Raw genomic sequence first — 13,595 nt, forward strand, 5'->3', positions numbered from 1 at the left:
GACACGGCGGTGGTCGCGGCGGGGCTGGCCGGTGCGGTCGAGGTGATGGACCGCCTCTGGCATTTCGGTGGGTGGGAGGTCACCCAGACCCACGATTCCCTGCGTCCCTATCTGCTCGAGGAGACCTACGAGCTGCTCGACGCCATCCAGCACAGCGATGCCGAGACGATCAAGGAAGAACTCGGGGACCTGCTGTTGCAAGTGCTGTTCCATTCCCGGATCGCCGAGGCAGCAGGGGAATTCACGGTCGACGACGTCGCCGCCGCCCTGGTCGCCAAGCTGGTCAACCGCAGCCCGCACCTCGTCGACGCCCCGATCGATCCGTCCGCGTCGATAGCGGAGAAGATCGCCGCGCAGGAACGCGCCTGGGAGGAGCGCAAATCCGCCGAGAAGTCCCGCCGCTCCTGCCTGGACGGCATCGCCATGGCCCAGCCCGCCCTGGCGCTCGCCGAGAAGGTCATCTCCCGCAGCACCAAGGCCGGTCTCCCGCCCGACCTCGTCCCCGAAGCGCTGCGGGTGGTGCGTCTCGGTGGTCCGGAAAGCGCCGAAGAACGTCTCCGCAAAGCGACGCTGACGTTCGCCGCCGCTATCCGTGCGACCGAGGACGCGGCGGAAAAGGAGCGCGGTGAACGCCTCCCGCTCACCGCCGCGGACTGGCGCGCTTTCTGGCCGGAGGAAGACGAGTAGGCCGCCGAGCTTCGGGTTCGGAGTCGATGATGCAATCCGCACGCTGTGACCCACCCCGATGACCTGCGCCTTCTCGCCGGTCGGCTCAATTGCCCCACAGGCTGATTCGCGGTTTGCACCCGGTGGACGCGCCGATCGATCCGTCCGCGTCGGTTGCGGAGAAGATCGCCGCGCGGGAACGCCCCTGTGCGGAACGCAAATCAGCAGGGACACTGAGACAATGCCGTACCCCGAGCTGGACGCACGACCACGATGGCAATCGACCGGGAACGGCAGATTTCCCGTCGCCGCCCACGTCGACGGCCAGTGGTGGGTCTTGCGGATGAACGGTTTTCCCGACCATCCGCTGTGGACACTGTTCATCGACGGCGCACCGCGTTTCGACCTCGACGACCCTCCGGCCACCTGGGGTGGACCGAGCGCTCGATCTCTACCGCCGCTCGAGCCCGACACAGCCGAACAGATCTTGCCGCGCATCAAGGACTTCATGGCCTACGGCAGTGAAGTAGGAGAACCCTGCGACGACCCGGTCTGCTGCGGTTGACCGATGTGCGCATGGATACCCATGGGCACACGATGTCGGTGATCAGCCGGTCCTGTCCGGCCGAACCGACCTGCCGCGCGGAATGCCTTCGCGAGGCCACCCGCCTTTGCGCGACCATCCGCGCGGCGGAAGGCGCCGGCCGAGAAAAATCGCGGCCGGCGTCTTCCGATCACAGTCGGCGATCGGCGCGAATTCGGGCTCCTGCTCGAGCACGTCGAGTACCGCGAGTGCGGCGCCGATCGCCGCGGGCGTGGGTGCGCCGGTGAGCACGGCGACGCCCGGCGCGGACGACTTCATCGCGCCGATGAGATCCGCGTCGGCGGCTACCAATCCGCCGGTGCTACCCAACGCTTTGGACAACGTCACCATCCAGATGTCCATGGCGTCACCAGGCAGACCGTGAAATTGATGCGTCGCGCGCCGGACCACTGAACGCCGGAGATGACGCTGCCGTGAATGAGCGAGTCGCAGACCGCGACATCACCCTCGCCGAGCGAAAGCCGATCACACCGGCATTGGTCAGGTAACCGCTGGTAGTCACCATGGCGTCGCCGACACTGTAGATGTCGGCGAGGCGGCGTTCCAACTCTTCGTAGAGCGGGATCTCACCGGCGACGATCCGGCTGGCCGACGCCGAGGCCCCGAACTGATCCAGGGCCTTCTTCGCGCCGTGGACCACCCGCGGATGGAGGTAGTTGTAGGCACTGAAGTTCACCAAGTCCCGCCGCTCCTGCCTGGACGGTATCGCCATGGCCCAACCCGCCCTGGCGCTGGCCCAGAAGATCATCTCCCGCGCCACCGAGGCGAGCCTCTCCGCCGACCTCATCCCCGAATCCCTCCGCGTCGTCCACCTCGGCGGTCCCGAAAGCGCCGAGGAACGTCCCCGCAAAGCGGCCCTCGGCTTCGCCGCCGCCATCCGCGCGGCCGGGATGCCGCGGAAGCGGCTACCGGCAAACGCCGTCCGCTCACAGCCGAGGATTGGCGCAGGCACCGGCCGACTTGATCGGCTCATCCCCGGCGATCGCGGCGCGAGCCCGCGGCCAGACCTGCGCCAGATCGAGCAGATACCGCAGGTCGGTGTCGAAATTTTGTGCGGCCGAGGGCAGCTGCGGAATGACCTCCGAACTAGTCGGTGGCCCACCAGCTTTCCTGGCCTCCACGGCGTGGGCGAGGCGATGTGCGTAATCTGCTACAGCCGAATGCGATAGGTCCCTTTTCGTGCTCGAACCGTCGAGTCCCTCTGGAAAATATGGCCTCAGATGCAACAGTGCGTCGCGGATCTCGACGGTCATCCGGAGTAGGCGGGTGTCCGGCATGGTCCGCGCAGGCGCGTCGGTGTCCGATGACAGCACGATCTCCGGCACCGCGGCGGTGAGATCGCGCCACAGTGGTTGCAGCCGACGGCAGGAACGCCCGCTCCGGTCCAGTCCCCCGCTTTTGATCAACCAGGTACCCAGCGGTACCGCGGCGAACGTTATGCTGATGACGAAGCATACGACGGTGATGAACTCCACGCGCGGCAGTTGCGGCCCGAGATCGGGCCATCCGGTCAGTGCCTGCGTCGTAGAGACGGCCTGATTGGTGAGGATGAAGGCGCAGCAGGCTATCTGGGCGAAGCAGAAGATCCTTTCCGTCGCCAGTTCGCTTCGCCGGAGTTCTCGAAGACCAGCACACATCAGCGTCGACGCGCACACCGCCATTGGGACGCCGAAGGCGATCCCGAGGACCATCCCCTGGAGCCCCAGGCCGAAATCGACCGACCCCTCGGCGGCGCGAGCGTGGGTCCCTGCAACAAGTATCGCGACCGCCGCGACGACCGCGACATGGCTGTAGATGCCCTGGCGGCGCCAGATCGCCGCCACATCGCTGTCGGCGTCCCAGAATTGAGCGAGGCCGAGAATGTACATGGACATTATGACCAGGCAGCCGAGGGCCAACAGCTGTGCCAGACTGGTGATGCCGGGCGTCCACGTGCACCGGAACAGCAGCAAGCTGAGCAGGCACCACACGAATATCCGATTCAGGAACTGATCGGCGATCGTGTCCCTGAACAGCAACAGCCTTCCGGCGATCAGGACCATGGCATAGCCGATCACCGGCCAAGCGATGACTCCGGGAAGCGGCGACAACACTTACCGGACCATAGCCGAGCATGCTCTTATCGGCGATCCGGGGCAGGGATCGGGTGGAAATCGGTGACGACTGGTACCGCCACCACAGTGAGGACACAGCGGGTGCCAGATCCCGCGCAGCCTGCTCGCTGTGCGCCGAGATCGGCAGCACCTGAGCTGAGGGGTCTGATGGCAGCCGGGTAGGCGGCTTCGGCCGGTGGAGACGTCTGTAGCGAGGTCTTCGTAGCCGATGGCGAGTTGCGAGTTCGGCGAGTTTTTCCCAGGTATCCCGGAGTTCCCCTTGGCTGGTGCCGGTGAGGGCTGCGTAGATGCAGGAAGTGAGCTGGGCGAGGCGGTAGCGGGTGGGCTCAGCTCGGCCGGTACTCAACCGACGCCGCTCGGGTCTTCCGGAATTCGATGGTGTGCATCGACCGGAAGACCGGCGCAGCGTTGGGAATTCGATCAGACGTTGACGCCGTAGTCGCGGGCGATGCCCGCCAGGCCGGAGGCGTAGCCCTGGCCGATGGCGCGGAACTTCCACTCGTTGTTGTGGCGGTACAGCTCGCCGAAGATCATGGCCGTCTCGGTGGACGCGTCCTCGGTGAGGTCGTAGCGAGCCAGTTCGACGCCCGTGCCCGCGTCGACGACGCGGATGAAGGCGTTGCGGATCTGGCCGAACGACTGGCCGCGGGCGTCGGCGTCGTGGATGGACACCGGGAAGAAGATGTTGGTGATCTCCGGCGGGGCTGCGGTGAGGTCGACGTTGATCACCTCGTCGTCGCCTTCACCCGCGCCGGTGAGGTTGTCGCCGGTGTGCTCGATGGACCCATCGGGCGAACGCAGGTTGTTGTAGAAGATGAAATGCTGATCGGACAGCACTTTCAGGTTCGGTCCGCAGGCCAGCGCGCTGGCGTCGAGGTCGTAGTCGGCGCCGGTGGTGGTGCGTACGTCCCAGCCGAGCCCCACCGACACTTTGGTGAGATTCGCCGCCTGCTTCGACAGCGAGACGTTGCCGCCTTTGGCCAGAGTGACGCTCATGATCCCCTTCCGCGCGGCACGGCCGGTGCCGCCTTCTCTCTGCTCCCGGAAACGTCGGGCTGCTTCAGTTCTAGTGGTCGGCCCAGGATCGCAGTGTGCTGACCCGGTCCTTCAGCGCGCGCAGTTCGCTCTCGTCGTCGAGCACCGTGCGCTGGATGCCTTGCACGACCGCGAAGGCCGACTGGCGGTGGTCGTCGATCACCTCGACGTCGATGCGGACGGCGACGTAGTCGTCGGCGCCGGGCATCTGCTCGGCGACCACGTGCGCGGTGCCCCGGGCGCACATCGCCACGTTGCCCCCGCCGAGGATCAGCAGCGCCACCTCGGGATGGTCGCGCAGCCGGGCCAGCGAGCCGCGATCGTACTTCAGGCTGAGCAGGATTCGCCGGTCACCGGCCCGCACCGGCCAGGACACCGGAATCGCATGCGGTGCGGGATCGGTCGTCACCAGCACGCCGATCGTTTCCAGTGGCCATTCCGGGAGCACGTCCAGCTCGGGATGATCTGTCGAGTTGTGCTGACGTTGGGCGGGGCTCGCTCCGGCTGCCATCTTCGTCACCTCATGGATCGTCGAGCGCGGCGGGCTGTGCCGCGCTTGATAGCAGTCTAAGGTGCTGTGCCCCTTGCGCGCTGGCGCTGGGTGCTTTGTCCGGACCTCACTTCGGAGACCCGCGGCCGGTGCGCGGCGCCGGTCAGGCCGAGAGCAGCGCGGGAATGTCGAGCGCGGTGGCCCATCGCCGAGCCATGTCCCGGACGCGGATCTCGGTCGAGGCGTCGTGCCGCGCGTGTTCGCCGAGTTGGACGGCGCCGCGGGCGATGAGCTTCTCGGCGATGCTGTCCGCCGCGGACTCCGCGGTACCCATCTCGGTTCCGAACAGGATGACGACACGCACCGGCGCAACCCTTTCTCCAGCGTGAATATGGTGAGGCTACCCTAACTATAGCCGAAGATGCGCTGCGGCTCCGGTGGATGGGCGTCACCGGCGTCAGGGGCCGAACACGGGCGGTCGAGCTGCAACGATTGACGGAATCCCCAGCGCGTTGCATCATTCGTAAGGGTGCCCGGTGTTTTCTGGGCTGACCACTTTTTCGCCGGCCGATGACCGTCCGGCTGCGCGGTTGCCACCCGTGCCCTTCGAGTTCTCGCACGAGTGCAGCGCTTCCATCCACGACGCTTCGCGCGTCCGGCCGTGAGTGAGGTGAAAACGAAATGGTCTACCAGTCGTCTGCATTCCAGGTGATCAATTCGCGCGCCCGCTTCGGCTCCCTTCCCCACTTCTGAATGTCACCGCGCCGGGCGCGGTCTTCTCTCGCCGATGTCTCGCATCGGCGGACTCGCGGCTCGGCGCGGTGCCCCGGACGTATCGAAACCGGTGGATCGACGGATGTGGAGACAGTCATGGTGGACAGGGGAGCAGTGGATTCGGGGGCAGTGGAAATGGTGACGCGGCTCATGGCGAGCAACCTCGCCGTGTCGGCCGCGACGATCGCCGATCTCGGGTACCTGCGCGCGGAGCTGGCGGCCGCCGAGGTGCCGTTTCTGCTCGTACGTGACGGCGAGCACCGGCTCGTGCTCGCGGCGGACGCGGCGCACCGCCTGATGGTGCGCCGGGTGACCGCCGCGGCGATCTCGGCCGGATTCACCTGCGTCGAGGTGCGGCACAACGTCTTCCGGCTCGGGCGCGACCATGATCCGGCGCATCACGTCGAGCTGGAACTGTGGGAGTACCACGGTGACACGGTGACCTGTCCGCGCCCGAACGCACTGACCCGGACGGTCTTCGACCTCGCCGACGTCCAGCGCACGCAGGTGCGGCTGTTCGACCGGACCTGGCCCACCCTGGTGGACATGTTCGCGCCGCAGACCGACGACGTCGGTTTCGACATCGACCTGGTGTTCTCCTGGGTGGACGGCTCCGATCCGGAATTCCGTGCCCGCCGCGCCGGGATGCTCGCCCAGGTCGTGGTCGGCGAGGGCGACGACGCGGACGCCAGGATCCGGCAGATCGACGAGTTGAAGTACGCCCTGCGGTCGGTGCACAAGAACGCGCCGTGGATCCGCAGGATCTTCATCGCGACCGACTCCACGCCGCCGCGCTGGCTGACCGCGCACCCGAAGGTGACCGTGGTGCGGGCGGTGGACCACTTCCGCGACGTCAGCGGTTTGCCGGTGTTCAACTCGCACGCGGTGGAATGCCAGTTGCAGCACATCGACGGGCTCAGCGAGCACTTCCTGTACTCCAACGACGACATGTTCTTCGCGCGGCCGGTGCGTCCGTCGATGTTCTTCACGCCGGGCGGCGTGAGCCGGTTCATCGAAGCGGACCTCAGAATCGGTCCGGGGCACAGCGACGAGCGGCGCAGCGGTTTCGAGAACGCCGCGCGGGTGAACCGGGCGCTGCTGGCCGATCGCTTCGGTCATGTCATCACCCGGCACCTGGAGCACACGCCGGTGCCGTTGCGGCGCAGCGTGCTGCTGGAGATGGAAGAGGAATTCGCCGGGGACTTCGCGCGCACCAGTGCGAGCCGGTTCCGGGCAGCCACCGACATCTCGGTCACCAATTCGCTGTACCACTACTACGCCATGCTGACCGGGCGCGCGGTGCCGCAGGAGGCGGCGAAGGTGCGCTACGTCGACACCACCAGCTACCGCGGACTGACCTTGCTCGACGGGCTGGCGCGCAGGCGCGACATCGACTTCTTCTGCCTCAACGACGGCAGTTTCCCTGAGGTCGCCGAGTCGGAGCGGGTGCGGATCGTCTCGGAGTTCCTCGCCGCGTACTACCCGGAGCCCGCGCCATGGGAGCGGTTCAGCACACCGCCTCGTCATCCGCTTCCGGAGTCGACGCAGGGCGCCGCATGACGTGCGGGATGCGCCCGGCGGGCGGGATCACGATGCCCTCCTCCGCCAGCCGCCGCTGCGCCTCCTCCGGCGTCGCGGGAACGCCGACCGTGCGGCCGCGTTCGATGGGCACCACCGAGTGCACCACGGTGTCCGGGTAGATATGCACGTAGTTGAAGGCCTGCGCGCCGTCCCGGCCGCGTAGGCCGCCCTGCGCCACACCGAGATCCTGGCTGTAGCAGGTGGCCGACGCCACCGAGACCGGGATGCCCGCGAAGGTCGCGCTGGTGGAGAAGTGCAGGTGTCCCGCGAGGATGGCGCGCACGTCGCTGCCGTCCAGCACGTCGGCCAGTCTGCGCTGATCGCGTAGTTCCACGGTGACGGCGAGGTCGACCACGCACGGCACCGGCGGGTGGTGCATGGCCAGGATGGTGCCGAAGGGAGCGGGCTCGGCCAGCACCGAGCGCAGCCACTCCAGCTGGCCGTCGGAGATCTCGCCGTGGTGGTGCCCGGGGACCGAGGTGTCCAGGGCGATGACGCGCAGCCCGTCGATCAGGTGAACTCGATCCAGCGGGGAAGTCGTGGGGTACTCGCCGAGCAGGCGGGCGCGCAGGGCGGCGCGGTCGTCGTGGTTGCCGGTCACCCACACAATGGGCGCTTGCAAACTTCTAGCGAACGGCTCGACGATCGACTTCAGCTTGGCGTATGCGGCGGGCTCGCCCCGATCGGTGAGGTCGCCGGTGAACACGATCGCGGTCGGTCGGATCCGGCTGGCCGCAGCCTGCTCGAGCAGTTGCCGTAACCGCAGGTCGGCGTCGACATCGCCGTACAAGGGGTCGTCGCCCGCGATGAGATGTGTGTCGCTGAAGTGGAACAACACGTGATCCGGACGCGGATACTCCGCGACTCTGGTGATGGACACCGGACCGAACTCCTCCTGGCGGTTTGCCCGCCATTGGCTTGGCTCCGTCGCAACGATAGCGTCGGTTACGGACAGGTTTCCCGACGTTTGATGAAGACACGCTTGCGGGAAGGTGAGTTTTCGGTGTCGAACGCTGGGGAAACGCCGATCGGTGTGGGATTGGTCACCGGCCGAGCGCGTCGGCGGTGCGCAGGGCGTCCACCACCATCGCGGCGTCCACCGTGAAGGGTTCGTTGTGGATGGTCTCGCCGGCGGCGGTCGCCCGCTTCGCGATGGCCCACAGCGTCTCGTCGTCGGCGTCGGGCAGACCGAGTGCGGCGAGCGTGGTCGGCAAGCCCACCTCGGCGCAGAAATCGAGCACCGTGCCGATCTCGGACGCGGGCGCGCCCTCCAGCACCAGCTGGGTGACGGTGCCGAAGGCCACCTTCTCGCCGTGCAGGAACGGGCGCGTCCGCGCGGCGGCGGTGAGACCGTTGTGCACGGCGTGCGCCGCGGCCAGCCCAGACGATTCGAAGCCGAGCCCGGACAGCAGCGTGTTGGCCTCGACGACGCGCTCCAGCGCCGGTGTGACGCTGCGCGCGCGGACCGCCGTCAGCGCCTGCGCACCGTCGGCGAGCAGGGTGCGGTAGCAGAGTTCGGCCAAGGCGGTGGCGCTGCGTGTGGAGGCCCCGCCGCGCATATTGCGCACCTGGGCGGCGCTGCATGTGCGCGCCTCGAACCAGGTGGCCAAGGCGTCACCCATCCCCGCGGCCAGCAGCCGGGCCGGGGCCTGCGCGACCACCGAGGTGTCCACCAGCACCAGCGCCGGATTCCGCCGGACCAGCTGATACGCCTCGAACTCGCCCGCATCGGTGTAGATCACCGACAGCGCGCTGCACGGCGCGTCGCTGGAGGCGGTGCTGGGGCAGCTGATCATCGGCAGGTCGAGATCGTCGGCGACCGCGCGGGCCGCGTCGAGCACCTTGCCGCCGCCCGCGCCGAGGACCACCGTGCTGCCGGACTGTTCGACGGCGTGGGCGATCCGCGCGATCTCGGCCCTGCTGCATTCCCCGCCGGACAGATGGATGGAATAGGCGATCTTCGCGTCGGTCAGCGAGCGTTCCCAGGTGTCGGCGAGCAGCCGGAAGGCGCTCGATCCGGCCACGATCAGCACCGGACCGCCGATCCCGAGCCGCGTCATCTCCGCGCCGAGCGCGGCGGTGGCATCCCGGCCCTGCACATAATGTCCCGGCGAGGAGAACACACTCAGCACCTGGCACCTCCCGATCCCGGGCCGCACGTCATCCCGGACCGACCGACGACGATTCAACGTTACGCGAGGCTCCCGCTCCCGTGGCCGTGGTCAGCCGAACTCGCCGGACCCCCGTTCGGACGTCGCGTCGGTTCCTGCGACGGTGCTCGGCGCGTTTGCGGCGGCGAACTCCGGCCCTTCGGGACCGCCGGTGCCGGAACGCATTCCCGCGCTCTCGGGATCGGGACTGCGGCAGCCGGAAGGATCTGCCGTCTGCCGTGCGGCCGCTTATCCGGTCCGAGGTGGCCTCTGCGATCGCGAGCGCCTCCCTTCCTCCACCCGTAGGTGCCGTAAGGAGCGCTCGCGGCCGGTCAACTCGGTGTGGTGAGGGTTTCCGGAAGCAGGCGGGGCCGGTCGTGTTCCCGCTCGCTCAGCAACGCGAAGTAGCGGCGCAGCATGAGGATGGCGGTGGTGGCCAGGCCTGCGGTGAGGCCCCACCAGACGCCCGCCGCGCCGAGACCCGCGGGGTAGGCCAGCAGCAGGGCGACGGGCAGGCCCACGCCCCAGTAGCCGATCAGTGAGAGCCGGAAGCCCGCGTTGGTCGCCTCGAGTCCGCGCAGCAAGCCGGTGCCGATGTTCTGGGCGGCGTCGAAGAACTGGAGCACGATGCCGATCAGCAGCAGGGTGTGCGCGACCCGGATGGTGTCGGCGTCCGAGGAATCCAGGAAGGGGCGCAGCACCAGATCGGGGGCGACCACGTACACCGCGCCCGTCACCGCCGCGATCACCGCGGCGTGCCGCAGCGCGAGCCACGCCAGCGCGCGTGCGTGCGTGTGCTCGTCGCGCGCGACCGCGTGGCTGACCAGGATCGACGCACCGTGCGACAGGCCGATCGCGACTTGGAAGACGATGTAGATGATCTGGTAGACGACGTTGTGGGCGGCCAGCGCCGCGGGGCCGATGCTGCCCATGACGAGGGCGAGCACCGAGAACATGCCCGCCTCGGAGCCGTAGGTCAACGCGATCGGCGTGCCCAGCTTCAGCTCGGCGCGCACGGTGCTCAGCCGCGCCGGCAACGGCGTCACGGGCAGGGTGCGGCCGAGTTCCTCGTCACGCCACACCATCGCCCAGAACACGCCGAAGGTGATCAGGAAGACGAGCGAGGTCGCGACGCCGATACCGGTCAGCCCGAGCTCGGGCAGCCCGCCCTTGCCGTGGATGAAGCCCAGGGCCAGCAGCAGGTTCAGCGCCACCGAGCCGAGCGTCACCAGCAACAGCGCCTGCGGGCGCTGCATGCCGACCGTGTATTGGCGCAGCACCTGGAACCACAGGCAGGGCAGCAGGCCCGGTGCGAGCGCCACCAGCAGGGGACGGGCGTCGGCGAGCACGCCCGGGTCCTGCCCGAGCCACGGCAGCACCCAGCCCAGCCCGATCAGCACCGCGCCGCCGAGCAGGCCCGCGACCGTGGCGATCGCGAAGCTCGAGCGCAGCAGGTCGCGGATCTCCGGATCCGGCGAGTCGCCGCGCTTGCCTGCCGCGCTCACGGCGGTGGCGATCTGGTTGCCGCTGCCGGTGATCAAACCGACGCACATGGTGCGGATCTGGTTGAACAGCACGATCGCCAGGCCGCCGGCGGCCACCTGCCGCACGCCGAGCGTGCCCATCAGCGCGATGTTGGTGGTGGACACCGCGATCTGGGCCAGCTGGGTCAGCGCGATCGGCGTCGCGAGCGCGGTGAGCCGCCCGCCGTCGCCGCGGAAACTCGTCACGATCACCGGTTCTCCTTCGCAGAAGGCGGGAGCGCGGTCCCGCGCGGGCGCAACGTCATGCGGTACGAGCGACCGGGGCTCACCGCGCTTGCACCAGCGTGTTCCTGGCAGCGGGCGTGTAGCGCCGCAGCAGTTCCGCGACCTCGCGTTCGGCGTCGGCGTCGAGCAGGTCGCGCTCGTTCATCCAGTCGTCGTCGAACACCGTGTCCAGGTACTTCTCCCCGCCGTCGCAGACGATGGTGACCACGGTCGAGCCCGGCGGGAACTCCTCGAGCCGGGTCAGCCCGGCGTGCACCGAACCGCCCGCCGACCCGCCGATCATCAGGCCGAGCTCGGCCGCCACCGCCCTTGCGGTCGCGAAGGCCGCCACGTCGGAGACCTTCACGCCCTCGTCCAGCAGCGAATAGTCGACGGCGGTGCCGATGGTGGCGCCCGGCGGGGTGCCGGTGCCCGACTGCCAGTACGGGCCGCCGGGCCCGCCGAAGGCGATCGAACCGACCGGCTCGACGCCGATCACGTAGGGCGGGCAGCCGAGCTGGCGCAGCCGGGTCGCGGTGCCGAACAGCGAACCTCCGGTTCCCACCGCGGACAGCAGGATGTCGACCCGCTCGACGTCCTCGAGCAATTCCTCCGCCACCGGGTAGTAGCCCACCGCGTTGGCGTCGTTGTTGTGCTGCTCGGTGAAGAACGCGTCGGCGCGCTCGGCCGCCATCGCCTCGGCCAGGTCCTCCCGTGCCGAGGTGGCGAGATTGTCGTCGCCCTCGTCGGCGACGTACACGAGTTCCGCACCCATTGCCCGCATCGCGCGCAGTTTGTCCTTACATGCGTGATGGTCGACCACTGCGGTGAAGCGATACCCACGTTCGGCGGCGACTACCGCCAGGCCGAGCCCGGTGTTGCCGGACGTGGACTCGATGATATGTCCACCACTGCGCAGTAAACCGCGACGCTCGGCATCGAGCACCATTTCGCGCGCCATTCTGATCTTGGCCGCGCCGGTCGGGTTGAACTGCTCGAGTTTGAGCAGCAGGCGGGTGCCCGTCGCGGTGGCCGCGAGCTCGAACAGCGGCGTGCGACCGATCAGATCCGTCACGCGCGTGACGAGCGGCATTGATGTCTCCTGGTTCGGGTCGGGAAGTCGGGTCAGCTACCGTCGCGGGTCCAGCGGAAGCGCTCGCCGGGTGCGTCGTGCAGCACGACTTTCGGTGGGATGGGCAGTTCGTGGAAGGCGGACTCGTTCGAATCCATCTGATAGCCCGCGGTATTCGGGTAGATCAGCAGGTCGCCGACCTCGGCGGGGCGCGGCAGCGGCACCCGGCGCCAGCTCAGCATGTCGGAATCCAGACAGCTGGCCGCACCGACGCACGTCGGCGTCACGGGGCCGGGGCGCGCGGGCCACAGCACCGGATCGGGCAGGTACTCGCTGTCGAACCATTGCTCCGAGAGGCTGAGGCTCGTGCCATCGACGGTGAGCAACCGGTAGGGCTTGCCGTGCGCGTGCCTGGTCTTGCCGCCCTGGACGCGGAAGACGGTGCAGCCCGCGTGCGCGAGCAGCGCGCGGCCCGGTTCGATCGCCAAGCGCACGGCGTTGTCGCGCAATCGCCCGGCGAGATCGTCGTGGTCCAGGATCTGTGTGAGCATGGCCGCGCCGGGCACCGGAAAGTGGTACGGATAGTACGAATCGAAGGACTTCCCGGAGTGGAACCACTGCCTGCCCATCCCCGCGGTGAACTCCAGGGCGGCGTCCGCCGGAACATAGTCGACGCCGAAGCCCCCGCCGATCGACACGGTGGTGGCCGGATGCCCGAGTGTGCGCGCGTGCAGGCACCGGGCGATCAGCTCGCCCGCCAATTCCGCGCGCGCGACCGCGTCGTAGCCGGACAGGTGAAAACTGAAACCTTCCAGCCGGATCGATGCGCGAGCGCCGCACAGCGCCAGCGCGTCCTCGATTTCGCCGGATGTCATGCCGAATCGGCTGGCCGAGGCGGCGGGCAGCACGCGAAGCAGCACGCGCGCGGGCTCCCCGTCAGACGAGAGCGCGGCGAGCCGCTCGAGTTCGCCGAGGTCGTCCACTGCGATCAGCGAACCGTGCCGGGCGGCCAGCCACAGCAGATCGTCCGCCTTGGCCGGGCCGGTCACCATGAGTTCGGGCCCGCGCACGCCCTGCGCCAGCGCGGCGGTCAGCTCGCCGACACTGGCGACGTCGACGCCGGCGCTGTGTTCCGCGCACGTCCGCGCCACGCAAGCGGCCTTGTTCGCCTTCTTGCCGTAGTAGATCGTGCCGTGCACCCCGGCGCGGGTGAAAGCGGCGCGGAAGGCCCGGATGTTGTGGCCGACCCGTGCCGGATACATCACATGGAACGGGCCGCCCATCGCGAAAGACAGGTCACCGAGCAGGTTCGGATCGGCGAGCAGGCGGCGCTCCCACGGGTCCAGATGCGCGGGCATCGG

General features: G+C 68.5%; 14 protein-coding genes. 3 read left to right on the forward strand and 11 right to left on the reverse strand.

What is annotated here, in order from left to right:
• Window positions 1–45 precede the first annotated feature (45 nt).
• Both ACGF7Y_RS15010 and ACGF7Y_RS15015 read left to right on the forward strand, forming a co-directional pair.
• Window positions 46–687 (forward strand): MazG family protein, encoded by a 642-nt coding sequence (locus tag ACGF7Y_RS15010; RefSeq protein ID WP_393234004.1) that lies wholly within the window; start codon window positions 46–48, stop codon window positions 685–687.
• Between the two features lie 220 nt (window positions 688–907).
• On the forward strand, window positions 908–1,231 hold the full coding sequence (locus tag ACGF7Y_RS15015; RefSeq protein ID WP_393233736.1) for a hypothetical protein: 324 nt from the start codon (window positions 908–910) through the stop codon (window positions 1,229–1,231).
• A gap of 42 nt (window positions 1,232–1,273) precedes the next feature.
• Here the strand turns inward: ACGF7Y_RS15015 and ACGF7Y_RS15020 are convergent, their stop codons facing one another.
• From ACGF7Y_RS15020 to ACGF7Y_RS15045, 6 genes are all read right to left on the reverse strand, one after another.
• Window positions 1,274–1,612: an aminotransferase class I/II-fold pyridoxal phosphate-dependent enzyme gene (locus ACGF7Y_RS15020; RefSeq protein WP_393233738.1), complete on the reverse strand. Its 339-nt coding sequence runs from the start codon at window positions 1,610–1,612 to the stop codon at window positions 1,274–1,276.
• Window positions 1,613–1,616: 4 nt separating this feature from the next.
• Window positions 1,617–2,030, reverse strand: a complete 414-nt coding sequence (locus ACGF7Y_RS15025; RefSeq protein ID WP_393233741.1) for a hypothetical protein — start codon at window positions 2,028–2,030, stop codon at window positions 1,617–1,619.
• A 166-nt stretch (window positions 2,031–2,196) separates the two neighbouring features.
• A complete protein-coding gene (locus ACGF7Y_RS15030) occupies window positions 2,197–3,363 on the reverse strand; it encodes an MAB_1171c family putative transporter (protein WP_393233744.1) in 1,167 nt (388 codons plus the stop codon).
• A 441-nt stretch (window positions 3,364–3,804) separates the two neighbouring features.
• Window positions 3,805–4,380, reverse strand: coding sequence for a TerD family protein (locus tag ACGF7Y_RS15035; RefSeq protein WP_040869776.1), 576 nt, complete (start codon window positions 4,378–4,380; stop codon window positions 3,805–3,807).
• Window positions 4,381–4,450: 70 nt separating this feature from the next.
• Entirely contained in the window at window positions 4,451–4,930 is a 480-nt protein-coding gene (locus tag ACGF7Y_RS15040) for a hypothetical protein (RefSeq protein ID WP_393234006.1), read from the reverse strand.
• Window positions 4,931–5,072: 142 nt separating this feature from the next.
• Window positions 5,073–5,273: a hypothetical protein gene (locus tag ACGF7Y_RS15045; RefSeq protein WP_393233747.1), complete on the reverse strand. Its 201-nt coding sequence runs from the start codon at window positions 5,271–5,273 to the stop codon at window positions 5,073–5,075.
• Window positions 5,274–5,779: 506 nt separating this feature from the next.
• Here ACGF7Y_RS15045 and ACGF7Y_RS15050 point away from each other — a divergent pair.
• Window positions 5,780–7,243, forward strand: a complete 1,464-nt coding sequence (locus tag ACGF7Y_RS15050) for a stealth family protein (protein WP_393233750.1) — start codon at window positions 5,780–5,782, stop codon at window positions 7,241–7,243.
• Here the strand turns inward: ACGF7Y_RS15050 and ACGF7Y_RS15055 are convergent.
• The 5 genes from ACGF7Y_RS15055 to ACGF7Y_RS15075 all read right to left on the reverse strand — a co-directional run bounded on the left by ACGF7Y_RS15055 (window position 7,191) and on the right by ACGF7Y_RS15075 (window position 13,592).
• Complete coding sequence (locus ACGF7Y_RS15055; protein WP_393233752.1) at window positions 7,191–8,144, reverse strand: phosphodiesterase; 954 nt, start codon at window positions 8,142–8,144, stop codon at window positions 7,191–7,193. The genes ACGF7Y_RS15050 and ACGF7Y_RS15055 overlap by 53 nt on opposite strands.
• 163 nt (window positions 8,145–8,307) lie before the next feature.
• The gene (locus ACGF7Y_RS15060; RefSeq protein WP_040869671.1) at window positions 8,308–9,396 is read right to left on the reverse strand and encodes a glycerol dehydrogenase; all 1,089 of its coding nucleotides are present in this window, start codon (window positions 9,394–9,396) and stop codon (window positions 8,308–8,310) included.
• 350 nt (window positions 9,397–9,746) lie between these two features.
• Window positions 9,747–11,150 carry an MATE family efflux transporter gene (locus ACGF7Y_RS15065; protein WP_393233757.1) on the reverse strand — a complete coding sequence of 468 codons (1,404 nt, stop codon included), beginning with the start codon at window positions 11,148–11,150 and terminating at the stop codon, window positions 9,747–9,749.
• A gap of 73 nt (window positions 11,151–11,223) precedes the next feature.
• A complete protein-coding gene (locus ACGF7Y_RS15070) occupies window positions 11,224–12,255 on the reverse strand; it encodes a PLP-dependent cysteine synthase family protein (RefSeq protein ID WP_062972567.1) in 1,032 nt (343 codons plus the stop codon).
• A 32-nt stretch (window positions 12,256–12,287) separates the two neighbouring features.
• On the reverse strand, window positions 12,288–13,592 hold the full coding sequence (locus tag ACGF7Y_RS15075; protein WP_393234009.1) for an alanine racemase: 1,305 nt from the start codon (window positions 13,590–13,592) through the stop codon (window positions 12,288–12,290).
• Between the last annotated feature and the right edge of the window lie 3 nt (window positions 13,593–13,595).

It is taken from the genome of Nocardia sp. NPDC047654 (genome assembly GCF_043205035.1).
Lineage (GTDB): Bacteria > Actinomycetota > Actinomycetes > Mycobacteriales > Mycobacteriaceae > Nocardia.